Annotated in this window: 18 protein-coding genes; 5 read left to right on the top strand and 13 right to left on the bottom strand. The window is 64.9% G+C overall.

Annotation, left to right across the window (positions count from 1 at the left end; genetic code table 11):
• The first annotated feature begins 487 nt into the window (after positions 1-487).
• A complete protein-coding gene (locus EFAMC1_RS09290; protein WP_261981854.1) occupies positions 488-1,774 on the top strand; it encodes an ATP-binding protein in 1,287 nt (428 codons plus the stop codon).
• Positions 1,775-2,019: 245 nt separating this feature from the next.
• The gene (locus EFAMC1_RS09285) at positions 2,020-2,241 is read left to right on the top strand and encodes a nucleotidyl transferase AbiEii/AbiGii toxin family protein (RefSeq protein WP_261981853.1); all 222 of its coding nucleotides are present in this window, start codon (positions 2,020-2,022) and stop codon (positions 2,239-2,241) included.
• 34 nt (positions 2,242-2,275) lie between these two features.
• On the opposite strand, the gene EFAMC1_RS09280 is transcribed toward EFAMC1_RS09285, so the two are convergent.
• Positions 2,276-3,376, bottom strand: a complete 1,101-nt coding sequence (locus EFAMC1_RS09280) for a transposase (RefSeq protein WP_154053995.1) — start codon at positions 3,374-3,376, stop codon at positions 2,276-2,278.
• On the opposite strand from EFAMC1_RS09280, the gene EFAMC1_RS11535 reads away from it, so the two are divergent.
• Positions 3,318-3,737, top strand: a complete 420-nt coding sequence (locus EFAMC1_RS11535) for a DUF2992 family protein (protein WP_410054790.1) — start codon at positions 3,318-3,320, stop codon at positions 3,735-3,737. The two genes, EFAMC1_RS09280 and EFAMC1_RS11535, sit on opposite strands and share 59 nt — an antisense overlap.
• A 110-nt stretch (positions 3,738-3,847) precedes the next feature.
• Here EFAMC1_RS11535 and EFAMC1_RS09270 read toward each other — a convergent pair whose 3' ends face one another.
• From EFAMC1_RS09270 to guaA, 5 genes are all read right to left on the bottom strand, one after another.
• On the bottom strand, positions 3,848-5,080 hold the full coding sequence (locus EFAMC1_RS09270; protein WP_154053994.1) for an ATP-binding protein: 1,233 nt from the start codon (positions 5,078-5,080) through the stop codon (positions 3,848-3,850).
• A gap of 377 nt (positions 5,081-5,457) precedes the next feature.
• On the bottom strand, positions 5,458-6,690 hold the full coding sequence (locus EFAMC1_RS09265; protein WP_154053993.1) for an ATP-binding protein: 1,233 nt from the start codon (positions 6,688-6,690) through the stop codon (positions 5,458-5,460).
• A 58-nt stretch (positions 6,691-6,748) separates the two neighbouring features.
• Positions 6,749-7,351 carry a GIY-YIG nuclease family protein gene (locus EFAMC1_RS09260; protein ID WP_261981852.1) on the bottom strand — a complete coding sequence of 201 codons (603 nt, stop codon included), beginning with the start codon at positions 7,349-7,351 and terminating at the stop codon, positions 6,749-6,751.
• A 193-nt stretch (positions 7,352-7,544) separates the two neighbouring features.
• On the bottom strand, positions 7,545-8,201 hold the full coding sequence (gene fic, locus EFAMC1_RS09255) for a protein adenylyltransferase Fic (RefSeq protein ID WP_222838697.1): 657 nt from the start codon (positions 8,199-8,201) through the stop codon (positions 7,545-7,547).
• 172 nt (positions 8,202-8,373) lie between these two features.
• A complete protein-coding gene (gene guaA, locus EFAMC1_RS09250) occupies positions 8,374-9,993 on the bottom strand; it encodes a glutamine-hydrolyzing GMP synthase (protein ID WP_154053991.1) in 1,620 nt (539 codons plus the stop codon).
• Positions 9,994-10,260: 267 nt separating this feature from the next.
• Between guaA and EFAMC1_RS09245 the strand changes: the two genes are divergently transcribed.
• The gene (locus EFAMC1_RS09245; RefSeq protein WP_154053990.1) at positions 10,261-11,763 is read left to right on the top strand and encodes an LCP family protein; all 1,503 of its coding nucleotides are present in this window, start codon (positions 10,261-10,263) and stop codon (positions 11,761-11,763) included.
• Complete coding sequence (locus EFAMC1_RS09240) at positions 11,763-13,067, top strand: LCP family protein (protein WP_154053989.1); 1,305 nt, start codon at positions 11,763-11,765, stop codon at positions 13,065-13,067. Before EFAMC1_RS09245 ends, EFAMC1_RS09240 begins: the two co-directional genes overlap by 1 nt.
• 326 nt (positions 13,068-13,393) lie before the next feature.
• Here the strand turns inward: EFAMC1_RS09240 and ychF are convergent, their stop codons facing one another.
• The 7 genes from ychF to EFAMC1_RS09205 form a co-directional block, all read right to left on the bottom strand.
• Positions 13,394-14,470, bottom strand: a complete 1,077-nt coding sequence (gene ychF, locus EFAMC1_RS09235) for a redox-regulated ATPase YchF (protein ID WP_154053988.1) — start codon at positions 14,468-14,470, stop codon at positions 13,394-13,396.
• Positions 14,471-14,557: 87 nt separating this feature from the next.
• Entirely contained in the window at positions 14,558-15,829 is a 1,272-nt protein-coding gene (locus EFAMC1_RS09230; RefSeq protein WP_154053987.1) for a 4Fe-4S ferredoxin, read from the bottom strand.
• A gap of 297 nt (positions 15,830-16,126) precedes the next feature.
• The gene (gene groL / locus EFAMC1_RS09225) at positions 16,127-17,767 is read right to left on the bottom strand and encodes a chaperonin GroEL (protein WP_154053986.1); all 1,641 of its coding nucleotides are present in this window, start codon (positions 17,765-17,767) and stop codon (positions 16,127-16,129) included.
• A gap of 87 nt (positions 17,768-17,854) precedes the next feature.
• Positions 17,855-18,145, bottom strand: coding sequence for a co-chaperone GroES (gene groES / locus EFAMC1_RS09220; protein ID WP_154053985.1), 291 nt, complete (start codon positions 18,143-18,145; stop codon positions 17,855-17,857).
• Between the two features lie 199 nt (positions 18,146-18,344).
• On the bottom strand, positions 18,345-20,207 hold the full coding sequence (locus EFAMC1_RS09215; protein ID WP_187324645.1) for an ATP-binding cassette domain-containing protein: 1,863 nt from the start codon (positions 20,205-20,207) through the stop codon (positions 18,345-18,347).
• Positions 20,208-20,399: 192 nt separating this feature from the next.
• A complete protein-coding gene (locus EFAMC1_RS09210; protein WP_187324644.1) occupies positions 20,400-22,853 on the bottom strand; it encodes a LuxR C-terminal-related transcriptional regulator in 2,454 nt (817 codons plus the stop codon).
• 59 nt (positions 22,854-22,912) lie between these two features.
• On the bottom strand, positions 22,913-25,009 hold the full coding sequence (locus EFAMC1_RS09205) for an NAD(+) synthase (protein ID WP_154053982.1): 2,097 nt from the start codon (positions 25,007-25,009) through the stop codon (positions 22,913-22,915).
• Between the last annotated feature and the right edge of the window lie 3 nt (positions 25,010-25,012).

Raw genomic sequence — 25,012 nt, 5'->3', positions numbered from 1 at the left:
GGCGCTACACCACTTTTCGTGACGCGACTGGGTATATAATTTGACCTGCGGTTTTGCAAACTGCTCGAAAGCCACCCTCGCTGATTCACTTACGATTGCAGCTGGCGGCTTGCACGATAAAGGGCTGTTGAGTATCAAAACGGGCGTTTTCGGCGCCATCGAGCCTCCAAAGGCGTCCCACCGCGCCCTTTGGGACAAAAACTAAAACTCAACCCCCTGAGTTTGAAATGAGATTTTAAAGTTGTCCCAGCTTTTGCTCCCGAGGCCGACGAAACGCGACATGGTGTTACCTGGCGGCACTCGGCCCGAGACGGCATCGAAAACTGGGTGCAACTGGAGTGGCGGGACGGCAGAACCGTCGCCATCGAGTGGGAATAGTTCCGCCTGATTTTGACCATAATTGGCGATTTAACGCCCTTATTTTCTCCAGATAATGAGATAATAAGGGCGTTTCTTCATGTTAGGAGGAAAAGTGGACCGGTTTCTCATGGATGACCTCGTCAAGTGGAAGAGTTCGAAACGCCGCAAACCACTCATCCTCAACGGTGCGCGCCAAGTGGGAAAGACGTGGCTGCTCAAGGAGTTCGGCAGGATCCAGTTCAAAAACGTCGCCTATGTCAGCTTCGACGACAACCCGCTCATGGCGGCCGCCTTCGACGAGGGCTACGACATCCCAAGGCTGATAACGATTCTCCAGGCCGTCACGGGCGAACGCATCGACCCTTCGACCACGCTCATCGTCTTTGACGAGGTACAGGAATGCCCCAAGGCCCTCACCTCGCTCAAGTACTTCTGCGAGAACGCGCCCGAGTACCATATCGCCGCGGCTGGCTCCCTTCTGGGCATCCTCGTCCACGAGGGCACCGGCTTTCCCGTGGGAAAGGTCAATCTGCTCGACCTGCATCCCCTGAGTTACCGGGAGTTCCTTCATGCTACGGGCAACGGCGGGCTCTGCGACATCATCGACAGCGGGGATGCCCTGATGATAGACTCCCTAGCACTGAAGTTCACCCAGCTCCTTCGGCAATACTATTACGTGGGGGGCATGCCCGAGGCGGTTGCGGCATTCACCGATACAGGCGCCCTCTCCGATGCAAGGGAGGTGCAGGAGCAAATCCTCTTCGGCTACGAGCGCGATATCTCCAAGCATCTTTCCGCCAGGGAGACCGAGTACACCCTGGCCGCCTGGAAGTCCGTTCCAGCGCACTTGGGCCAGGAGAACAAGCGCTTTGTGTTCGGCCATATCAGGGATGGTGCCCGCGCGAGGGACTACCGGCTCGCCATCACCTGGCTCACCCAAGCCGGCATAGCCACGCCAGTGCTCCGAATCTCTAAGCCCGGAATCCCTCTGGCTCCCTACGCCGATGACGCAATCTTCAAGCTCTTCACCTTGGATGTTGGCCTCCTCGCCGCCATGGCTGGTCTCGACGAGGCGAGCGTCATCGCCGGCAACTCGGCTTTCACGGAATTCAAGGGGGCCCTCACCGAGCAGTACGTCTGCCAGCAGCTCGTTTCGGACTGCGGCCTCGTGCCCTTTTACTGGTCGGCCGAGAACTCCAGCGGCGAGATCGACTTCCTCGTGCAGGCCGGGTCCAGCGTGTTCCCCATCGAGGTGAAGGCCGAGGAGAGCCTGCGCGCGAAGAGCCTCCGCGCCTTCAGCGGGCGCTACGAAGGCATGAGCCCCCGCAGGTTCAGCATGTCGGGCTTCCGGGATCAGGGCTGGATGCGGAACATTCCCCTGTACGCGATCGGAAATATTGCAAATTGGGAATAGGGCTGCCGAGCTCGGCAACGATGGTTGCAAACAGGCGGTAACCCAACCTGCGAACAGGGGATAGCTGATTCTGCGAATACTTGATGACTTTCGTGACATCCGAAGCCATGACAGAGGCCCCGAAAACCATGACCATAATTTGGCCGCATGGATCTTCCCGAATCGTTGCGACTGGAGTGATTTGGACAAACTGGAAAGACTGAGACCGGTTGGGGCAAACCCAGTGAACCCCGTACGCGGCGGGCGTGATTCCGTTCGGGCCCGAGCTGTCAACCACGGTGCGTACCGCGAGTCCCGAGCGCACGTTCTGGGAGAAGGGCACCATCCTGCGCCGGGAGGCCAACACACCCAAGGGCAAGGCCATGCCCAGGCGCTACTCTCGCCATTACTACGACATATACCGCCTTGGCCACTCCTTCGACGGGCGACGTCGAGAACAGGCAGTCGCGTCACGAAAAGTGGTGTAGCGCCCCTCCGGGGCAGTGAGCCTCGCCCCGAATCCTACGCCGCCCTCCTCTTCCTGTCGAACGCCGCGCCCACGAGCGCGAGCACCCGCTCCTCGTCCTCCCTCGTCGTCGCCGGCCGGGCGGCGGGCTCGTAGCCCCTCGCGAGGCTCCTGCGGTCCATGAAGTTCGTGGCGGCGGCCCAGGCGTCGTCCTGGTCGCAGCACACCGCCCCGACGAGCCTCACGAGCGACTCCACCGACGGGAACACCTGCACGACCCGCGCCCTGCGCTTTATCTCGGCGTCCGTCCTCTCCTGGATGTTGTTCGTCCTGATCCACCTGCGGTGCTCCGGCGGGAAGTCGAGGTAGGCCAGCGCCGAGGGGGCGGCCGCCTCGAGCCTCGCCGCGCACGCCTCGTCCGCGCCGGCCAGCAGCTCGACCGCCCGGGCCCAGCCGGCCCTCACGAGCCCCTCGTGGGCGTCGGAGACCACGAGCCCGGCCCCCGACAGGCCGCGGGCGCGCAGCGAGAGCAGGAAGGAGCGCCACGACAGGTGGCTCTCGGCGTCGACGCACTCGAGGCCGACGACCCTTCTCGCGCCCTCCCTCGAGGCCGCGACGGCCGCGGCGAGGGCGGCCCTCCTGGGCCTGCCGGCCTCCCGGCAGGGCACGTAGATGGCGTCGAGCCACGGGTAGGGCCACTCGACGTGCCCGAGCGGCGCGGACCTGAGCGCCGCCACCTCGGCGTCGAGGGCCTCGCAGAGGCGCGAGACCCTCGAGCGCCCCATGCCCTCGAGGCCCATCTCGGCCGCGACCGCCTCGACCTTCCTGGTCGAGGCGCCCCTCGCCCACATCTCGCGGACGCAGGAGGCGAGCGCCGCGTCGGTCCTCGACCGCCTCGAGACGATCTCCTCGGGGAAGTAGCCGCCCTCGCGGAGCCTCGGCACCCTGGGCGTGACCCTGCCGACGCAGGTGTCGAGCGCCCGCTCGCGGTAGCCGTTCCCGGCCACCCCGAGCTCCGCGGCCATCTCGGAGGCCTGCTCGTCCATCACGGCGTCGGGCGGCGACTCCAGAAGGCCGCGCGCCGTCGCGTTCAGGTCGATGCTGCCGTCGGGCCTGGCCGCGGCCCGAGCGGCGGCGCCCTCGTGTACAGTGTCCATTGCGGTCGTCCTCTCTCCCGAACCGCATGCCTGGCAGCTCACGATTCTAGAGGGGCGGCCGCGCCCCTTCGGCGCGGCCGGCTTCCCGCTTACACCACAATTCGGGACGCGTCCGCGTTCTTCGGCGACGGTCCCGCCGAGGGAGGCAGGCCTGCGAAACCCCAAGCGGCGCGCCCGCGAGGCGTCGAAGGCCCTTAAGCGGCCGGCGATGGGAACCAAGGCGCAGCGGGCGCTCGCGAGTCAGCGGGAGGCGATGAAACGGGAGTCGGTCCGCGCAAGAAGCCAACGTCGCGCGGACGAGGCGGAGGCGCGCTTCGAGCAGCGGAAGCTGAGGCGCAAGCAGGGGCATCGCGGACATTGATCGCCATCTGTGGCAACCCTTAAACCCTTATACAGAAGCGGTGGCAGTTTCACTTGAAACCGACACCGCTGTCCATTGCGCCGCTCGTCAACAGCCAATCTCCATCCCGCTCAGAAGGTCCTCCCCTCCTGCATGAACTCGGGGATGTTGGCATGGATGATGCCGTCCCTTTGCTGAATGGGATCGTTTCGCGTCAACAGGTACTTGGGGTAGTTGTCTCTGATCTGCTCGAACGGGCGGTATTCGCGCTCCTCGGTGGACCGGTCGGCCATGATGGTCATTGCGACCTGAACGTATGCGTAGCCCATCTCTGGGTTTCTGAGGATGAAGTCGCATTCCAGCTTTCCGATGCGCCCGACGCTGACCTTGCAACCCCGCGCGCGAGCGTAGCGGTAAACGATGTTCTCGAGGACGGGTCCGTAGTTGATGCGGTTGTCGGCGTTGAGGGCGAAGTAGAAGCCCAGGTCCGCCAGGTAGTACTTCTGCTCACCGCGCAGCAGTTTTCGCGACTTCAGGTCGAAGCGCGCACACTTGCTGACGATCTTCGCGTCCTCGAGGATCTGAAGGTATCGCGCGAGAGTCTCGCGCTTGACCTTCACGCCCCGCTTGCTTTCGAGGTCGGACTGGATGTTCGCAAGCGAAGTGGTGGCGCCGAAGTTGTTGATGACGTGGTCGCGCACCTGGTTGAACACGGAGACGTTCTTGATCTTCACGCGCCTGCGGATGTCCTTTTCGAAGATCTCCTGGATTACCGCCGCGACGTAAGCGCGCTTGTCGGCGAGCTGGGGGTAATCCAATGCCTTCGGGAAGCCTCCCTCGAGGATGTAGGCATCGAATTCCGCGACCGGATTCGGGTTCATGGGCAGCCCCGAGAAGCGCTTCATCTGGCAATATTCGCCAAAGTCCAGCGTCTGCATCTCGAATTCGATGTAGCGCCCGGTTAGCTTCGTGGCCAGCTCGCCCGAGAGCAGATAGGAGTTCGACCCGGTGATGAAGATGGAGAAGCCGCCTTCGGTGCGAAACCCGTTGAGCACGTCTTCGAAACCCTCGACGTTCTGCACTTCGTCGATGAAAAGGTACTTCGTCCCCGAGACAGCGAGCAGGGGCTCAATGAGGGCCTCGAGCTGTTCTGGAGCCTTGACAGATCGGTACCCGTACCGGTCTAGGTCGAAAAAGACGATGTGCTCGTCATCGACGCCTTCGGCCCTCAACTCTTCGGCGACGCACTGCATGAGGCAGGACTTGCCGCAGCGGCGGACGCCGGTGATGACCTTGATTATCCCGTCGTCATGGTAGAAGCCGCGAATCTTCTTCAGATAGTTTTCGCGAGGGAATAGACGCATACTGGCTCCAGTCTTCATTGGAGCCAGTATATCAAATCATATGTTTATGGGAGTATAGTATATCAAAGGTATGATTTGTACCCCCATAACTGAGGAATTTTCTACTCCCTCTCAATACCTTCTGTCGTCCGCAACGTGTCGCCTCGTGCCGTATCGTCCACATCGTGCCTCCTCGTGCCGTCTCGTCCGAATCGTCCGCGAATCACGCGGCTGATTCGGGTTCTCGGGAATAGCAGCACAGCCGCCCCAAGGCCGCGGTTCCCCTTGCGACTACTCCCCGTTTCGCGAGCAGGAATGGTTGCAGGCGGCTTGACCCCCCCCCTGATTCGCGTGAATCAACATACTTGGGAGACTTTCGGAAGGCTTAAGGTGCGAAGCTAGAACAGGTCTCCGTCCTCCTTCAGGAATTCCATGAGATTCAGGTGACGTACGCCGTCACGTTGGTTTCGCAAGGGATCCAAGGTGAACAGGTAGCGCGGCCACCCATCGCGTATTTTCGAGAACGGCGCGTACTCGCGCTCCTCGACCTTCGAATCCATCACCGTCATCGACACCTGCACGTAGGCGTACTCGTCGCCTTTACGGACGATGAAGTCGCACTCGAGCTTGCCAATTCTCCCCACGCTCACCGAATAGCCCTTCGACAGCAGGTGCGTGAACAACGCGTTCTCCAATGCCGGCCCATAGTTCAGCCTGGCGTCCGTGTTGCGCGCGCGGTATATCGCGGGATCCGCGAGGTAATACTTCTCCTCGCCGCGAAGCGATCGTCGCGATTTGAGGTCGAAGCGGGGGCACTTGTACAGCAGCTTCGCGTTTTCCAGCAGATCGAGATAGCCCGACAGCGTCTGGTGCTTTACCGCGATATGCTCGACGTCCCTCAGGTACTCGACCACGTTGGAGAGGTTGGTCGTCGCGGCGAAGTTATTGATGGCGTACGCCATCGACCGTTCGAAGGCCACGGTGTTGCGAATCTTCTTCCGCGCCTTGATGTCCTTCTCTATGATCTGGTCGACGACGTCCCTGGCGTAGGCGTCCTTCGCCTGCGGATCGGTGAACCCCAGCGAACGGGGGAAGCCGCCCTCCCTGAGCCATGTCTCGAATTCCCTCGCATCGTTTTCCAAGGCTTGACCTAAATTGCTCTTCATCTGGAGGTACTCACCGAAGCCCAGGGTGAACATGTCGAACTCCACGTAGCGCCCGGTGAGCTTGGTGGCCAATTCGCCCGAAAGGAGGTAGGAGTTCGATCCGGTAATGAAAACCGAGAAGCCACCGTCATTTCGGTACGCGTTGACGACATCTTCGAACCCCTCTACGTTTTGGACCTCGTCGATGAAGAGGAACTTGGGGTCGTCGTCTTTCAGCCTGGCCCCGATGGCTTCTTCAAGCTGGTCGGGGGTTCGAATCCCGCGAAGCCTCCTGGAATCAAGATCGAGGAAGACGACGTCCTTCTCCGGCACGCCGCGTTCGAGAAGCTCGTCGGCTATGGATTTCATGAGGCATGATTTGCCGCAGCGGCGCACGCCGGTTACGACCTTGATGATGTCGTCCGCATCGTAATAAGGCCTAATCTTCTTCAGATAGCGTTCCCTGCGAAACAACGACTCGCTCATCCGCGCACCAAACTCCCGTTAACGGTCAATATATTGCATTATATGAGACTTTTGCCCCTTAACACGCATGCAAATTGACCCATTCCGTCCAGCCGTTCTGGCTACCGCCGAGCACGAACACGGCGGCGGCGCTTGGGCTCGCGAACTCGACGTCATCGGCAAGCTCCATGCGGTCGCTTGCCTCGCCGAAGAGCCGCCTGCGGGCGGCGATGGCGCCCTGGTTCTTCAAGACGGGTCTGGAGAGCTCGACCATGGAGCCCGCGGGCACGGTGAAGCGGCCCGTGTCATTGTCGTAGCGCCCACTCGCGCGGACTCCGTTCTTCCTGGTGTGGAAGAGCGTGGAGCCCGTCGTCGGCATCGCCTCTACACGGTCGAGGTCGTAGCCGAGCGCCCTCATTCGGAAGAGTATGCCGGCGTGCAGCGCCTCGACGCGCTCCTCCTTGTACGGCGAGAGCCTGGGAGAAGGGGTCGCCGAGTTGTCCGTCTCGTAGGAGCCATGCTTGCGCACGTAGTCGTTGGTCTTGGCCTCAAGCGAGTCCAGCACGTCGCGGTCGATGTTGTTGTCGTCGTCGAGGAACATGACGGCCTTGTTCCAGAACTCCTTCTTGGCCTTGTGGGCCTCGAGGCGTCCAAGCCCCTGCGTGGTCTGTCCGGCATACACGCGGGAGAGGACGCCGTGATCCTCGTCGAGCAGGTAGTAGACACTACGGAAGGGTAGCTCGGGGAGGTGGCGGCCTCGGCCAGCTTCTCGCGCGGGACGACGACGGTGACGAGCGACTCACCCTCCACGCGGCAGATGCGTATGCCGTCCGGCTCGTTGTCGATGAGCTGCATGGTCATGGCGGTGAGGCTGATCATTGGGCACCGCCCTCCCCGTCCGGCTGGGAGTCAGCCGTGCCCCGCTCGGCGACCTCATCCATTGTGTAGGTGGCGTAGCCTTCGTAGCGGAAGCTCGCATCGATGCCCTTCATGTAGACCTGCCGGTCGTTGATGTCGCTCGTGAGCGCGGCCTTGAGCAGAGCCTTTATCTCGGTGTCGCGCACGGGGCTGCGCTCCATGGCAAGGAGATAGTCCTCCTTGTCCACGAGGTTCCAGTCGACCACCTGCCCCAACTCCTTCTTGAGGATGCAGTCGAGCCAAATTCGCGTACTACGTCCGTTGCCCTCGCGGAAGGGGTGGGCGACGTTCATCTCGACGTACTTCTCGATTATCTCGTCAAACGTGCCCTGAGGCATCCTGTCGATGGCAGCGAGCGCCGCGTCGAGGTACATGAGCGGGGCGAATCGGAAGTTGCCCTTGGCGATGTTGACCGTACGCATCTTGCCCGCAAAGGCGTAGACATCCCGGAAGAGGTAGCCGTGGATCCTCGCAAGGCCAGCGAAGGTGCCCACCTCGAACGTGTCGAGCAGGCCGCTCTCGAAGAGCTCAAGGGCGCGCTGCTTGGTCAGCAGCTCCTCCTCGCGGGCAAGCTCCGCTTCGCTCGCAATTCCTAACTTGTTATCAAGCATCAGCGCCCTCCTACAAACACCAAGTGCCAAGCCCCCCAAAAAACGAGCGTCTACTTCACTTGGAATAAACGCATGCCGGTTCCAATCTTCATTGGAACCGGCATATCAAATTAGAGGTTTATTGGGGTATTCACTGTCGTTTAAATTAAATACGCCCCAACAACCAAGGAAATATCTATTCCCACTCAATCGTCGCGGGCGGCTTGCTCGTGATGTCGTACGCCACACGGTTGACGCCCGGAACCTCAGCCACGATGCGGCTGCTCACGCGCGTCAGCACGTCGTAGGGAATCTTCGCCCAATCGGCCGTCATGGCGTCGGAGCTCTCCACGGCGCGCAGGATGATTGGGCGCGCGTAGGTGCGCTCGTCGCCCATGACACCCACGGACTTGATGTCCGGCAGGACGGCAAAGTACTGCCAGCAGCTGTGCTCGCTGTTGCGCTCGCCGGTCTCCTCGAACAGGCGCTCGTTGTACGCGTCCAGCTCCTCGCGCACGATGGCATCGGCGTCCTTCAGGATCTCGAGCTTCTCGGGCGAGACGGCGCCGATGATGCGGATCGCGAGGCCCGGGCCCGGGAACGGCTGACGGTACACGATGTGCTCGGGCAGGCCCAGCGCCAGGCCAAGCTCGCGAACCTCGTCCTTGAAGAAGTGGTCCAGCGGCTCGATGAGGTCGAAGTGCACACCCTCCGGGAACGGAATCAGGTTGTGGTGGCTCTTGATGGTGCTCGCCTTGCCACCGGTCTTGCGCGCGCCGCTCTCGATGATGTCCGGATAGATGGTGCCCTGCGCGAGGTACTGCACGGGACGGCCGTCCTCCTCCAGCTGCTTGGCGACAGCGAAGAACTCCTCCCAGAACTGCGTGCCGATGATGCGACGCTTCTGCTCCGGCTCCGTCACGCCGTCCAGCAGCGCGGCATAGCGGTCCTCGGCGTGCACGTGGATGAAATCGACGTCGAACTGCTTGGTGAAGACCTCCTCCACCTGCTCCGGCTCGTTCTTACGCAGCAGGCCGTGGTTCACGAACACGCAGGTCAGCTGCTTGCCGATGGCGCGAGAGCAGAGCGCCGCGACAACGGAGGAATCCACACCGCCCGAAAGCGCCAGGATCACGCGGTGGTCGCCCACCTTCTCGCGAATCTCGGCCACCTTCTGGTCGACCAGGCCGCTCATGGTCCAGTTCTTCTCGAGCCCACAGATGTTGAACAGGAAGTTGGAGAGCACCTGGTTGCCGCACTCGCTGTGGCGCACCTCGGGATGGAACTGCGTGGAGTAGAGCCTCTTCTCCGGGCACTCCATCGAGGCCACGGGGCACACGTCAGTGTGGCTCGTCACGACGAAGCCCTCCGGGGCGCGACTCACGGCGTCACGGTGGCTCATCCACACGGTCTGCTCGGCAGGCGTACCGGCAAAGAGGGCGCTCGCTTGGCCGGCCTCGGCATCCTCGTCAACATAGAGCTTGGCGGGGCCGTACTCGCCCACCTCGGAGTGCGCGACCTCGCCGCCCAGCGTCACGGCCATGATCTGGTGGCCATAGCAGAAGCCCAGCACCGGCGCACCCAGCTCCAGCACGGCGGGATCGATCTTCGGGGCGTCGTCGGCGTAGACGCTCGCCGGGCCGCCGGAGAGGATGATGGCGCTCGGCTGCTCGGCGGCAATCTCGGCCGCCGAGGCGTCGCACGGCATGATCTCGGAGTAGACGTGCAGGTCACGGACTCGGCGGGCGATGAGCTGCCCGTACTGGGCACCAAAGTCGAGGACGATGACCTTCTGCTTGGCGGCACTTGGCTGCATGGGCTCCTCCATGGACGACGTTTGACGTGGGCGGGGGCCTTCCGCACCTTCCCACCCCGACTCTCCAACTGCACAATCATACGATACGCCAGCGTAGCGAGCACGGCGCAGCGGCCTTTCAGCCTTGTCAAGAGTCACGGTGTTCTTGTGAACACTCCCTGACCAAACCGTGTACTTTTTTGGGTTCCCGCAGCTCGCGAGTATCATTGATGCGCTTAAACACTGCTGCCACGACTTGGCAGCACGCATAGGGACCAAGGAGCTTGCATGCTCAGACGCAAGGCCACCAAGAACCAGGACCGCGACGCACAGGGCGCACCCCAGCCCTACTCACGCACCTCGCTCGACCGCTATGCCAGCGCCCGCACCAAGCGCAAGGCCAAGGGTGCCGTCCGTGCCGTGGTCATCACCATCATCGCCGTGCTGGCGCTGGGCTGCACCGTGGCCTTCGCGTACCTCTCCAACATCTCCAGCAAGCTCAACCAGGGAATCGACTCGGCCCTGCGCGGCCAGCTCACCGAGACGGCGAGCGGCGACCCGTTCTACATGCTGCTCATCGGCATCGACAAGTCGTGGGACCGCGCCGAGAGCGCGGAGTATGGCGCCGATGACGCCGCCTACCGCACCGACTCCATCCTGCTTGCGCGCGTCGACCCCTCCAACAAGCAGGTCACGCTCGTCTCCATCCACCGAGACACGCTCGTCGACTTTGGGTCCGACGGCGGCAAGCAGAAGATCAACGCCGCCTACTCCATCGGCGCCGCCAAGAAGGACAAGGGCGAGGACACGAGCGGTGCGGCCTACACCGTGGAGACCATCTCGAAGTTCGCCGGCGTCCCCATCACGCATTACGCCGAGATCGACTTCGACCAGTTCGTCTCCGTGGTCGACACCATTGGCGGCATCGACGTGAACGTGCCCGTCGACGTCATCGACCCAAAATACACGGGAGCCAACATCAAGGCCGGCCAGCAGACCATCAACGGCGAGCAGGCTCTGCAGCTCTGCCGCGCGCGCCACGCCTACGACAAGTACGGAGATGGCGACGTCTACCGTGCCGCCAACCAGCGCATGGTCATCGGCGCCATCCTCAAGAAGGTCCTCGCAAGCGACCCGGCCACCATCACCAACACGGTCAACACGCTCGCGGGCAGCGTCTCGACTGACCTCTCCATCCAGGACATCCTCTCGCTCGCCACGACGTTCCGCGGCTTCGACATGAACACCAACATGTTCAGCGGTATGGAGCCCACCAACTCGAAGATCATCAACGAAACCTGGTACGAGATCTGCGACACCAAGGCCTGGCAGAAGATGATGACCCGCGTGAACCAGGGCCTCTCCCCCTACGAGAGCGAGTCCGAGGACTCCGCGCTGGGCGTTGCCGGCGCGGGCACGGCCACCAAGAACGCCGACGGCTCCACCGACGCGGCCACGTCTGCCAGCACCACGGGCTCCTCGGCAAGCGACTCCTCTGCCGCCACCGAACACTCCGGCACGGTCGAGGTCTTGAACGGCGCGGGCGTGAACGGCCTGGCGGGACGCGTCGCATCCTCCCTCTCCAAGCAGGGCTTTGACACGAAGGCGGCCACGGCCGACAGCTACGACTACAGCACGACGCGCATCATCTACGTGGGCGAGGAGAACAAGGCCAAGGCCCAGGCAGTCGCCAAGTCGCTGGGCCTCTCCAACGTGCGTGCCGATGACGGAACCTACTCGGGCGAGGCGGACGTCGTGGTGGTCCTCGGCCAGGACATGGCCAACAACTAGTGGCCCGCCACGACTTTGACTGGAGCCGTGCCGCGGCCGACCGCCAGCGAGTCGCCGGCACGCCGGACGCGCAGGGCGGCCATCGCGTCATGACCCGCGAGCAGCAGCGCGCACGCGGCGCCGCGGTTCGCCATCGCATGCCCGAGGGGGCCCATCGCCACGCGGCGCACGCCGCCAACACGCCGGACCGCTATGCCCGCATGCGCCGCGAGCGTGAGCGCGACTGGGTTGGTGCGGCCCGTTCCGCAGCCGAGAACGGCGTGGAGAGGGGCCGCCGCGCTGTCGAGGGCCGGCTCGGACAACGAGGGGGACGACCGGCGTCTCGACACCCCCACGCTCCGCTTACGCCGCGCAAGGTCTTGCACCGCGTTGGCGCCATGCTCGCCGTGCTGCTCGTGGTGATCATCGTCTTTGGCGTCAGCGTCACAGGTCGGCTCAACGACGGCATTACGTCCGACACGCGCGCGGCGCTCACGCCGGCTTTGCCAGGACAGCCTTTCTACATGCTGCTCGTGGGCACCGACAAGTCGGCAGACCGCGTGGCCGAAAACAGCACGGGCGGCGTCTATCGCACGGACTCCATGATCCTCGCGCGCATCGACCCCATCGGAGCCAAGGTCACGCTCGTCTCCATCCAGCGCGACACCCTCGTCGACCTGGGTGGCAGCTACGGCAAGCAGAAGATCAACGCGGCCTACACGCTTGGCGGGGCACCCCTCCTCATCAAGGAGGTCTCCGAGCTTGCTGGCGTGCCCATCGCCCACTATGCCGAGCTGGACTTCGACAGCTTCGTCAACGTCGTGGACGCCATCGGCGGCATCGACGTCAACATCCCCATAGACCTGCAGGACGCCGACGCGCACCTCGACGTCAAGGCGGGGCAGCAGACCATCGACGGAGTCACGGCGCTCGCCCTCTGCCGCGCCCGTCACGCCTACGACAAGTACGGCAGCGGCGACTACTACCGCACCGCCAACCAGCGCATGGTGCTCGGGGCCATCCTCAAGAAGGGGCTCTCAGGCAACCCCTTCACCCTCGTGGCCACCGTCAACGCCGCCGCCGACAGCGCCTCGACCGACCTCTCGGGCGTCGACCTCATGTTCCTGGGCCTGCGCTTCATCGGCTTCGACGCCAGCAAGGACCTCATGAGCGGCCTCGAGCCCACGACCGGCAAGCAGATTGGCGGCACCTGGTACGAGATCGTCCGGGAAGACGCCTGGAAGACCATGATGGACCGCGTCGACAAGGGTCTCTCGCCCTACGAGAGCGACGCCGACAACCCCACCGCCGGCCTAGCCGGCTAGCGTCAAGAACGCAGACCCGTCCAAAACTGCAAAATACAAGCCTCTCTCCACACCCAGCCACAAACCATCTACCAGCATTTATCAAACAAACCCACAGCTTACCCAACCGCAATACCCAGCCCCAAATACTGCACTTTTTCAAGAAAAGCCCAGCAACCGGAACCTCGTCGTGCAGGACGGCGACGTGATGCCCGCAGCCTGGAGCCGCCCCGCAACCAGAAGGGCGCAGCCCGACATCCCGAAGCGAGGGGCTAAGGGACTTGCGAAGCAAGTGACCCCGAGCGGAGGGATGTCGGGCTGCGCCCGTCAAGTTGAATAAGCCGCACCTACACGTTGAACCGAAAGTGCATCACGTCGCCGTCCCGCACGACGTAGTCCTTGCCCTCCATTCGGAGCTTGCCGGCCTCGCGCGCCCCCTTCTCGCCACCAAGCGCGATGTAGTCGTCATACGAGATGACCTCGGCCTTGATGAAGCCACGCTCGAAGTCGGAGTGGATCACGCCAGCGGCCTGCGGGGCGGTCGCGCCAATCGGCACGGTCCAGGCCTTGACCTCCATCTCGCCGGCCGTGAAGTAGCTCTGGAGCCCCAGTGTCTTGTAGGCCGCGCGCGCCAGCGTGTCCAGGCCGCTCGCCTCGAGGCCCAGGTCGGCCAGGTACTCAGCCGCTTCCTCCTCGCTCAGCTCGGAGAGCTCGGCCTCGACCTCGGCGCAGATGGGCAGGGGCTTGATACCATCGATGGGCGGCAGGTCCTCGCCTAGCTTGTCCTCGTCCACGTTGGCCACGTAGATGATGGGCTTGAGCGTGAGCAGGAAGAGCTCCTTGGCCGCGGCGCGCTCGTCGTCGGCCATGTCCATCGTGGCCGCACGGTTGCCGTCGTTCAGCCAGTCGAGCAGGCGCTTGGCAATCTCGAACTTGGGCATGAGCTCCTTGTCGCGCTTGCCCTCCTTCTCGAGCTTGGGCAGCTGCTTCTCAAGCGTCTGGATGTCGGCCAGGATGAGCTCGGTCTTGATGGTCTCGACGTCGCTCTCGGGGTCGACGAACGCGTCCGAGCGGTTGACCTCGCGCATCACGTTGGGGTCGGAGAAGTAGCGAACGACCTCGCAGATGGCATCGGTCTCGCGGATGTTGGCCAGGAACTGGTTGCCGAGGCCCTCGCCCGTGCTGGCGCCCTTGACCAGGCCCGCGATGTCCACGAACTCGACCGTGGCCGGCACGATGCGCCCCGGGTTCACGATCTTTGCCAGCTCCTTGAGCCGGCCGTCCGGCACGTCGACAATGCCCACGTTGGGGTCGATCGTGGCAAACGGGTAGTTGGCCGCAAGGCCGCCCTTCTTGGTGAGGGCCGTGAAGAGCGTCGACTTGCCCACGTTGGGGAGGCCCACGATACCGATGGAGAGTGACACGTTCGTTCCTTTCCGCGCCTGAATGCGTCTGGGGCCTGGCCGCGCGCGGCACACGTGGCGCGTCGGGGCCAGCCGCCTCGCACTATCTTAGTCGTCCGTATCCAGCTTCTCGAGGAAGTCGAGGCCGCGCTTGAGCTGCTCCATGCCCTGCTTCTTGAGGCGTTCCATCTCGGCCTTCTGCTCGGCCTGGCGCCTCTTGCGCTCAGTCTCCTCCTTGTCGGGCACCACGAGCTCCGCAGCGTTGTAGGACTCGTAGGAGAGCGCCTTTTCCGAGCAGACCTTGATGCAGGCGTCGCACTCGATGCAGTAGGCAGCCTCGACCCTGAAGACGCCGCCGTCGGTGACCTCGCACGCGCGCGTGGGGCACACCTTGGCGCAGTCGCCGCAGAGGTTGCAGCGCTCCGGGTCGCACGTGGGGCGCCTGGGCTCCATACGCACCGCGAGCTTGGGATGCCTCTGCAGAGTGGTGAGCATGATCTGCCGGCGCTGGGTCAGCACGCGCCGGCGACGGACGGTCGTAGGAGCCGCCGCCGCGTCGAGCGTGCTGGTGATCGCGTTGATGCGCCGCGTGTTCTCGTCAATCTTCTTGGTGATGGAGCGCGCCACGGCAATGGCGGGGTTCACCGCGCCCACGGCGGAGAGTCCTTGCTTCTTGATACTGTCGATGAACTCCTTGCGCTCGAAGGCGTGGTTCTTGGTGCGGTCGAGCGAGTGCTCGTCGACCTCGAGGCCCATGCCCTTGCCCGAAAGCTCCTCGGCCTGGCCGATGGCGTTGACGTAGACGTCCTCACCCGTGACGTTGCGGCAGCGGTCGCAGATGCCAAGCGGCAGGGAAATGGAGACGTTGGGATAGTCCACGAGAATGGCGTACCAGACCTCAGGGGGCACAGCGCCCACACAGGGCAGCACGACCTCGTTGCCCTCGGGAATGCGGCCAAGGCCGCGCGTGCAGGTGACGTAGGCATGCTCGAACGCCGAGGCCGCGCGGACGATGCGCTCGTAGAGCTTGCGCGGGGTGATCTGGGTGGCCGTGAAGCACTCGCTCGTGCAGATGGACGAGCACAGGCCGCACTTGCGGCACCTGTCGGAGACCTCGATGCCGCCCTCGGACATGTCGATGGCGGAGACCGGGCACACGTCGACGCAGCGAGTGCAGAGCTTGGGGTCGTCTCCCTGGATGGTCACGCAGGGGTTCACGTTGGCGCGCGGACGCTCCTTGAACTCGGCCGGGTTCCAGGCCTGGACCTCCTCCGGCCGCGCAGAGAGGGCGTTCGCGACATCGTTGACAGGGTTCGAGAGCGCCTGCCAGTCATTCTTTATGTCGATGAACTCATCGAGCAGGTCCCGATTCTGCGCCATACATCTCCCTTACGCCAAGCGCCACCATCCCCCGGGCAACGCAAGCCCCTATTCTATCTCCCCCGCCAAACGACAGGCTCCAAGAAGGCCGAAGCCAAACGCATGGCCAACAAGCAGCAAGAGGCCCCGGCCTCGTTCCAGCACCGTTACCAACAGGCGGCCCGGCCTTTACCAAAGCGCGAGACTTGGGGACTTGCAAAGCAAGTGACCTCGCGCGGAGGGTATAGGCCGGGCCGCCGTCGGAAGCGCTAGAGGAACGAGACCGGGGCCTCGCAGCTAGCTAGTTTGCCATCGGGCTTAGTACATACCGCCGCCCTGGCCGCCCTGAGCAGCAGCCTGGGAGATGGCCTCCTCGATGGTGGTGTCCTTCGGCTCATCGGTGACCGTGGCCTCGGTGATGAGGATGAGCGAGGCGACGGAGGCGGCGTTCTGGAGCGTGGTGCGCGTGACCTTGACCGGGTCGAGCACGCCCATCTTGATCATGTCGCCCCACTCGCCGTTGGCGGAGTTTAGACCCTCGCCCGCAGGCAGGCCCTTGATCTTCTCGACCACGACGGAGCCCTCGAAGCCGGCGTTCTCGGCAATCTTCTTGACCGGGGCAACCAGCGCCTTGCGGACGATCTCGACGCCAATCTTCTCCTCGTCGGTGGCCTCAACCTTGTCGAGCACCGGCAGGGCCTCAAGGAAGGCCACGCCGCCGCCGGCGACGATGCCCTCCTCGACAGCCGCACGGGTGGCCTGCAGGGCGTCCTCGATACGGTGCTTGACCTCCTTGAGCTCGACCTCGGTGGCAGCGCCAACCTTGATGACAGCCACGCCGCCGGAGAGCTTGGCCAGACGCTCCTGGAGCTTCTCGCGGTCGAAGTCGGAGTCGGTGTGCTCGATCTCGCCCTTGATCTGGGCAACGCGCTCGTCGATGGCCTCCTTGGAGCCGGCGCCAGAGACGATGGTGGTGTTGTCCTTGGTGATCTTCACGCTCTTGGCACGGCCGAGCATCTCGGCGGTGGTGTCGGAGAGCTTGATGCCAAGCTCCTCCATGGCAACCTGGCCACCGGTGAGGACGGCGATGTCCTCAAGCATGCGCTTGCGACGATCGCCGTAGCCAGGGGCCTTCACGGCGGCGATCTTCAGCGTGCCACGGAGCTTGTTGAGGATCAGCGTGGCGAGCGCCTCGCCGTCAACGTCCTCGGCGATGATGAGCAGCGAGCTGCCGGACTTCTGAACGGCCTCGAGCACCGGCAGGATGTCCTGGATGTTGGACACCTTCTGGTCGGTCATGAGGATGTAGGGGTTGTCCAGCTCGGCGGTCATAGCGGAGTTGTCGGTCGCGAAGTACGGGGAGATGTAGCCCTTGTCGAACTGCATGCCCTCGACCGTGTCGACCGAGATGCCGAAGTTGGTCTTGTCCTCGTCGACGGTGATGACGCCGTCCTTGCCCACGACCTCCATGGCGTCGGAGATCTTCTGGCCGACCTGCGGGTCAGACGCGGAGATGGTGCCAACGGAGGCAATCTGCTCCTTGGTATCGACCGGCTTGGCGGCAGCTTTCATGGACTCGACGACGGCGTTCACGGCCTTGTCGATGCCGCGACGAATGGCCAGCGGGTCGGCGCCGGCGGCGACGTTGCGCAGGCCCTCGTTCACGATGACCTGGGCAAGCAGCGTGGCAGTGGTGGTGCCGTCACCCACGGTGTCGTTGGTCTTGGTGGCGACCTCCTTCACCAGCTGGGCGCCCATGTTCTCGACCTTGTCCTTGAGCTCGATCTCCTTGGCGACGGAGACGCCATCATTGGTGATGGTGGGGGCGCCGTAGGAGCGCTCGAGGGCGACGTAGCGGCCCTTGGGGCCCATCGTCGCGGTAACGGCATCAGCCAGGGTGTTGACGCCCTTGGCAATCTTGGCGCGGGCATCGGTGCCGAAGGCAATGTTCTTAGCCATTGGAAGGCTTCCTTTCAGAGTTCACGTCGTGCGGCCGCCGAGTCGTGCGGCCATGCGACGAAAGGTTCGGATGAGCGAGTCTGGGGCTTAGGCCTCGATGATCGCGTAGATGTCATCGGCGCGGAGCAGCAGGTAGTCCTCGCCGTCGACCTTGACCTCGTTGCCGCCGAACTTGCCGTAGTAGACCTCGTCGCCCACCTTGACGTCCGGGACGATGCGCTCGCCCTTGTCGTTGAACTTGCCGGCGCCGACAGCGATGACCTCGCCCTTCTGCGGCTTCTCCTGGGCGCCACTGGAGATGTACAGACCGGTCGCGGTCTTCTCCTCCTTGGGAGCGGGCTTAACGAGAACGCGGTCTCCAAGCGGCTTAAGCGTCATATCGATGAACCTCCTTCTCGGGTGCCTGCGTGCGCCCTCGCGGGCAAACCACAGTGCAGGCACGGTCGACGCGGGCGATCTCGCGCCGCGCCATCTGCTAACGCTTTGAATAGTACCCAGCTGCCCGCGATATAACAACGGGAAATGAAAAAATCTTCTTCCATCGCACTTAGATTTTGTGATATCTCGAAGTAATGGCCTACACCTTTGGAGGTTTAGCATAGCGACGCTCGTACTCCTCGGCGCATGAACGGCGCCCTAAGGCGGGGGCCTCATCGCATGCGAGCTCCCCGTCCACGATCCAGGCGACGCGGTCGCACGAGCTGTCCACGTTGGCGACGTCGTGAGTCGACAGCATGACCGCCTTGCCGTCCCCCGCATACGACCGAAGAGCCCCGCTCACCACCCCTACATTCTTGAAGTCGAGCGCGCTCGTCGGCTCGTCGAGCAGCAGACAAGCTGCACCCGTGCAGAGCGCCACCGTCAGGCAGACGAGCTGCGCCATGCCCTGCGAACACCTGCGGACAGGGACGTCGAGCAGCGCCTCGGCACCCAGCAGCTTCGCGAGCTTGTCAAGCCTGGCCCCCGACCCCCAGAGCCCACACGCCACGCGTGCCTGCTGGCGACCCGTCAGCCAGGGATAGAGCATCTGCGGACCCGGCACGAACACCACTGCACGCCGCCACGCGGCGCACGAGCCGGTCGCGTCCACCCTCGAGACCCGACCGGACACCCCGGGCAGCCACGGCTCAGCCATCGCTGCCATGAGGGAGGTCTTTCCGCTGCCGTTGGGGGCGACAAGGCCCGTCACCGCGTTCGACGCCAGCGAGAACGACGAGACATGCACCACGTGTCGCCGCCCGTGGCCCACCGAAACGTCGTCCAGGCCCAGAACCGCCGGGCGCGTCGCCGCGGAGGGGGCGAGGCGCCTCCGGCGGGCGGCGTCCCGCCCAAGGCCCAGGAACGTCAAGAGCATAAGCAGCAGGAGCACGGACGCGCCACACACCGCAGCCCCGAGGCCGAGGGTCGCGCCGCTCGCGTATCGCATCTCGGAGCCGTTCACATAGAGCGGGGCTCCCACGACCCCCGACACCAAGAGGTAGGTCATCGGCAGGAACGTGAGAAGGCCCCTCCACGGCATGCCCGGCTCGTGGTACAGCGGGAGCAGCGGCAGCAGGAACGCCGCGAAGATCACACCGCGCCCGGCGGCGGGCGAGGAGGATGACGCCACGACGAGCGTCATCAGGGCCTGGCCCCACGCCAGGGCCATGGCCGTGAGCGCGACGTCGCCCGCCAGCACCCGTCCGACCGTCGACACAACGACCTCGCCGTCGAGGACCGACACGACGGGATAGTCGAGAGAGCCCGCGCCGGAGCGCGCCACCGTAATCAGGGCAGTTGGCGCCACGGCCGCAAGCAGGTATACGACCGAGGCGAGGAGCATCACGAGGTAGGCCCCGAGCCACCGCACGGGCTCGCTCACCGGGGCCCGGCACAACAGCCGGCCGTCGCAGAGGACGGACAGCACCGACGAGACACCCGTCGCGACGACGATACCCACGAGCGCGACCGGGATGACCCAGAATGAATAGGCGAGATAGTAGGTGAATGGCATCTGTCGCGTCGTTTGATAGACTTCCGGACGCTTCAACTCCGCGATGGAACGCAAGAGCGTCGCCCGCGCTTGGTCGAGAAGCCAAAGCTCACTATCCCGGGAGGCTGCCTCGGAGCTTGCGCCAAGACTGTAGTAGTCGGCAAGGCCCTCGAGCTGGGCAGCGCTGCCATCCGCCGCGGAGAGGGCCTCGCTCAGGATGTCCCTCTCTCGTCTGTCCGCATCGATGACATCTTGGGGGATGCCCGCGGGCTGCGCGCTGCTCAGCAGGCTTGTCTTCAGGTCAAGATTCTGCCGGGCCACGAGGGTGATTGCCTCGTAGCCGGAAGGGAATCCGAAGACCAGGGGGAGCAGCATGATGATCTGAGCGATCACAAGCGGAATAATGCCTCGGCGCCTATCGAAGGCCACGCGGACGAGTGCCCCAAGGTACCTTGCGAACAGTTTCATACCGCACCCCCACGTTGGTTGACATGGGTCATTCACCATCAAATCGGCTTTTACCGACCCGTCACCACCATGCCCTGCGAAAGGAGAGGCGTCTGTAGACAAGAGGTATGCATCTGCAGATATGAGGGGTGTCTACGGGCGACTGACGCCGACAGCACGCGGTAGGCGTGGCCGGCGGTCGTGGGCCAGATCCTATTGACTCAGGCCCCTGAGCACCGCGTCACGAAAGCCCGCGCGCGTATGCACGCCCAGGGCGCGGTAGGCCATATATCGTGACGAGTTGACCGTTCCCACAGCGATAGTGAGGCGACGCGCGATCTCCGAACGAGAAGCTCCGGCCATCGTCATCATCATGACCTCGATTTGGGTCTCGCCCAGGCCCCGGCTCACAAGGTAGGCGCGTACGCGCTCGTCCGTAACAGGCCGTCCGGCCGCGCCTTCGCCATCGGAGAGGCCACCGGCTTGATACCTTCGCAGCGCGTCGAGCGCCACGAACACGAGAGCCCCAAACGCCAGGAGCCCCAGCCCGCCCTCGACCCACCCCGCCGCCGAGGCGAGCCTCACGGCCCTCTCTCCCTGGTTGAGCAATACGAGCACCCGCTGCGCAGAAAAGAGACACCACGATGCAAGGGAGCCCATGAACGCACCGGCAGCGACCAGCAGCCAGCCTGCGCCGCTCCACGGCACGGGGACTCTCGTCCGCCCGACACGATCGAATTCTACCGACGTATGTGCCACCAGCCCCGCGAACAGCAGGGCAAGAACCCCAACGGCGGGAGCGCGTGGCACCATGGCAAGGGGCACCGTCGCGTCGAGCGCCATTCCCCAGCCCATGCCAACTGCAACGCAGAGCACCACGTGCAGCGCCCGGAAGTGCAGCGTCCATCGCCCCAAGCCGCGCACACCGCGATTCGACACCCATCGCCACGCCACCAGCCAAAGAACAGCCGCGAACAGTGCGGCAAAGCGAATGAACGGCCGCTGCCACCGCAGGGGGCTCGCATCGGGATCGGCGGGGCCGAGAGGCACGAGGATAAAGGCGAGGGCCAAGGCGCCCACCAGAATGTCCGGCAACAGAGCCCGCATGAGAGCCGGGGCACAGTACCTGGGAACTTCTGAGGAGGCGGCCATGGAACCTTGGGCTCGGCAGATTCCCTCATCCGAAGAACCACGCCGAAACACAGACGCACCGCCAGCTCGACAGGCCGACCTTCCGGAGCCGCTGGTCCGGCTGGCCGCATCGCCGGTTCGACCGGCCTGTTCCCCCAAGTCGCCAGCCCAGTCTGTCAGCTCCCCAAACGAGGAGACGCCGAGCTTCCTGCAGGCACGCGCCTGCAGGTTGCGTACGGTCGACGGGCTGATGCCCATCCTCTCCGCCACCGCCGCCGAACTCAGACCCCGCAGACGCAAGGTCACCGCCTGGGCTTCGCGGGCCGAGAATCCCCCGCGCTCCGCGAGGGCGGCAGCGGCCCCGTCGTCACGGAAGCCCATACTGGGAGACACGCCCCTCCCATCGCGCGCCTCATGGTGCGAGACAGGCGCGCGGTCCCCCACGGCATGTGGTATGCAAGCGCCAGGCCGGCAGGCATCCGCCGCGCACGGCGCACCGGTGCCAGACCGGCAGGTGCCCTTCGGGCACAGCGCACCGGTGCCAGGCCGGCGGCGCGACACGACCGGCACCAGGACCGCCCCGAGCATCAGGGCCGCGGCTGCCGCCACGAGCCTCCACCATGAGAGCGCGAGCCACAGCATGAGCGTCGGCCACGCACAGCAGGCGACCCAACAGGTATAGGCACCCAGGAAAAGGGCTGCAAGAAGCGGGGCAACACTCCCCCGCCCACTCGGCACGAGACGGCTCACGGCAGACCCGACGGCAACCAGGCAGAGGGGCCCCAGCATCCAGGCCGCCATGGGCACAATCGACTGCATGTCGATATCGGCGGCACCAAGACGCAGCACGAAGGGGCCAATCGTCCCCGAAAGGCCCGGAGGAATGACGTAGAAGACGATCTGCCACCACTCTTGGTCGGAGAGAGGAAACGCCTGGGCCAGGGACGCCCGCAGAACCGTCCAGCCCGGAAAGGCGCGGGCGCCGGCGGGCATCAGGCCCCAGGCCAACAGGAAAGCTGAAGAAAAGGGCACGAAGGCACAGATCCTTGAGGCAAGCGAATGCCGCGGCAGCTCCTGGGCAGACGGACGACGTTCCGCCACCGCTTCCGGAGCGCGACGTCCTGAGGGCAGCCATGCGAACAGCGCCGCATGGCACAACGACGCAACGCCCGCCAACGACGTTCCCAGGACGCCCAGGACAACGGACGCCACAAGGGGCAGCGGCTCGTCGGGGCCTCCGGCTATCCAGCCCGTCGCCCTCCCCCATGACGCTGCCACGTACAGTCCGCCCGCGCCGGCATCGCAAACCAGCGGCAGCCCATGGAGCCGCCGTCGGTCAATCACGTCCCTCAGATATCCGCCCCCGACGATGCCCAGGACCCCGCACACGGTCATGACCATCCTGAGGTCAGAAAAAACGAGCGCGTACCCACTGTTCGGGAGCACGCCCTCGAGCGAGAGCACCGGGGGCGCCCCAAACAGCGCCCCCAGCCATGCGCACCACAGCACGCGCACCAGAGGCGCGGCGTGGTCCATGATCCCCCTCGAGCCCCGCTTCCCGGCACGCCGGCTCCCCCTCGTGCCCCGCGCGAGCATTACAGTCCTTCGAGCTCACGCTGCCAGAGGGCGCAGACGGCGTCGCTCGGCATGCGGAGGTCTCCGCGCGGGCTCACGGCCACGGTGCCCACCTTGGGGCCGTCGGGCAGGCAGCTACGCTTGAACTGCTGGGAGAAGAACCGCCAGTAGAACTTGCGCAGCCACTTCATGACCGCCTCGGCGTCATAGGTGCCCACGGCCGCGTCGTCGGCGTCGGTGCCGGAGGCGTAGCGGCCGCCAAAGGCCTCGAGCGCCAGGCGGTAGACCTTGGCCGGACCAAACCCGCAGCGCAGCACGTTGTAGAGGAAGAAGTCGTGCAGCTCGTACGGACCCACGAGGTCCTCGGTCTTCTGCGAGATCTTGCCGTCGCCCGTCGCCGGCAACAGCTCCGGCGAGACCGGCGTGTCAAGCACGTCGTAGAGCACGCGCGCAAGCTCGGCGCCATTACGCACGGCCTCCTCGCCGAGGCCCGCGCCGAGCGCCGCCTTGCCACCGGCCGCAGCCGCGTCGGCCACGTAGCGCACGAGGTGCCGCACGAGCGTCTTGGGCACGCCCGCGTTCACGCCATACATGCTCATGTGGTCGGCGTTGTAGGTGGCCCAGCCCAGCGCAAGCTCGGAGAGGTCGCCCGTGCCCACCACGAGGCCGCCCTCCTGGTTGGCCACGTCCATGAGGATCTGCGTGCGCTCGCGGGCCTGCGCGTTCTCGAAGGTCACGGAGTGGTCGGCCTCGTCGTGCCCGATGTCGGCGAAGTGCTGGCGCACGGCCGCCGCGATGGAGATCTCGCGCAGCTCGCAGCCGAGCGCCTCGCTCATGGCCCGGGCGTTGTCGTGCGTGCGTGCGGTCGTGCCAAAGCCGGGCATCGTGATGGCGAGGATGCCCGCGCGGTCAAGTCCCAGCAGGTCAAACGCCCGCGCGCACACGAGCAGGGCAAGCGTGGAGTCAAGGCCGCCCGAGACTCCCACGACCGCCCGCGCGCTGTGCGTATGGGCAAGCCGCTTGGCCAGGCCGTGCGCCTGGATGGCAAAGATCTCCTCGCAGCGCTCGGAGCGGCGTGCGCGGTCGGCCGGCACGAAGGGGTGCGGGTCGACGAGACGCCCGGCAAGGCTCGTCTCGGACACGCCGAGCGAGAAGGGCACGACGGTAAAGCCGTGGTCGTCCGGGCTGGAGAGCGTCTCGAACGTCGACATGCGGCGGCGGTCCGCCGCGAGGAGCTGCACGTCGATGGCGGCGGAGACGCCCACCGCCGCGTGGCCCTCGCCCACCCGGGCCAGACCGGCGTCGGCGAGCGGCTTGGTCTCGGCCAGCACGCGGCCGTTCTCACACACGAGGTCGTGCCCGCCAAAGACGAGGTCCTGCGTTGACTCGCCCCAGCCTGCGCTCGCATACATATAGGCGCAGACCAGCCGGGCGCTCGTGGAGGCCACGAGGCTCCTGCGATAGTCGGCCTTGCCGACGAGCTCGTTGGACGCGGAGAGGTTGCACACGAGCGTGGCGCCCGCCTGGGCAAGCGCGGTCGAGGGCGGGTCTGGCACCCAGAGGTCCTCGCAGATCTCCGCGCCCACCACGAGGCCGGGCAGCTCGTCGCACGCAAAGAGCAGGCGGCTACCGAAGGGAACGACGTCGCCGTCCGGGCCTGTGCCCGCGAGCTCGCCCAACCCGAGGCTCGCAAGCGACAGCCACGCCGCCTCGTCCGGCCCGGCCAAGAAGTGCCGGCCCTCGTAGAACTCGTTGTAGGTAGGGATGTTGCGCTTGGGCACGAGGCCAAGCAGCTGGCCGCGGCTCGCCACGGCCGCGCAGTTGTAGAGCTTGCCGTTCACGCGCAGGGGAACGCCCACGAGCAAAAGGGCGTCAAGGGCGGCCGTCTCGCGGACGAGACAGGCCAGGCCCCGGGCCGCGGCATCGAGCAGCGCGTCCTGCCAGAAGAGGTCCTCGCAGGTATAGGCCGTAATTGCGAGCTCAGGCAAAACGATGACGCGAGCGCCCTCCCCCGCCGCCTCGCGCGCCGCGGCGACGCATGCGTCGACGTTGTAGTCGACGTCGGCGACGCGTATGGCCGGCGTGAGCGCGGCCACCTTCACGAATCCGTCTCGCATGGG

This window comes from Olsenella uli (assembly GCF_901212675.1).
GTDB classification, from domain to species: domain Bacteria; phylum Actinomycetota; class Coriobacteriia; order Coriobacteriales; family Atopobiaceae; genus Parolsenella; species Parolsenella uli_B.
The sequence above is the reverse complement of the archived record's forward strand: the minus strand, read 5'-3'. Positions and strand labels throughout refer to the sequence as shown.

Bases quoted from the DNA above. Each gene is read 5' to 3' on its own strand.
- EFAMC1_RS09290 (WP_261981854.1), top strand. From the start codon at position 488: ATGGATGACCTCGTCAAGTGGAAGAGTTCGAAACGCCGCAAACCACTC.
- EFAMC1_RS11535 (WP_410054790.1), top strand. From the start codon at position 3,318: ATGCTGCCGTCGGGCCTGGCCGCGGCCCGAGCGGCGGCGCCCTCGTGT.
- EFAMC1_RS09280 (WP_154053995.1), bottom strand. From the start codon at position 3,376: ATGGACACTGTACACGAGGGCGCCGCCGCTCGGGCCGCGGCCAGGCCC.
- EFAMC1_RS09270 (WP_154053994.1), bottom strand. From the start codon at position 5,080: ATGCGTCTATTCCCTCGCGAAAACTATCTGAAGAAGATTCGCGGCTTC.
- EFAMC1_RS09265 (WP_154053993.1), bottom strand. From the start codon at position 6,690: ATGAGCGAGTCGTTGTTTCGCAGGGAACGCTATCTGAAGAAGATTAGG.
- guaA (WP_154053991.1), bottom strand. From the start codon at position 9,993: ATGCAGCCAAGTGCCGCCAAGCAGAAGGTCATCGTCCTCGACTTTGGT.
- EFAMC1_RS09245 (WP_154053990.1), top strand. From the start codon at position 10,261: ATGCTCAGACGCAAGGCCACCAAGAACCAGGACCGCGACGCACAGGGC.
- EFAMC1_RS09230 (WP_154053987.1), bottom strand. From the start codon at position 15,829: ATGGCGCAGAATCGGGACCTGCTCGATGAGTTCATCGACATAAAGAAT.
- groL (WP_154053986.1), bottom strand. From the start codon at position 17,767: ATGGCTAAGAACATTGCCTTCGGCACCGATGCCCGCGCCAAGATTGCC.
- groES (WP_154053985.1), bottom strand. From the start codon at position 18,145: ATGACGCTTAAGCCGCTTGGAGACCGCGTTCTCGTTAAGCCCGCTCCC.
- EFAMC1_RS09215 (WP_187324645.1), bottom strand. From the start codon at position 20,207: ATGAAACTGTTCGCAAGGTACCTTGGGGCACTCGTCCGCGTGGCCTTC.
- EFAMC1_RS09210 (WP_187324644.1), bottom strand. From the start codon at position 22,853: ATGGACCACGCCGCGCCTCTGGTGCGCGTGCTGTGGTGCGCATGGCTG.
- EFAMC1_RS09205 (WP_154053982.1), bottom strand. From the start codon at position 25,009: ATGCGAGACGGATTCGTGAAGGTGGCCGCGCTCACGCCGGCCATACGC.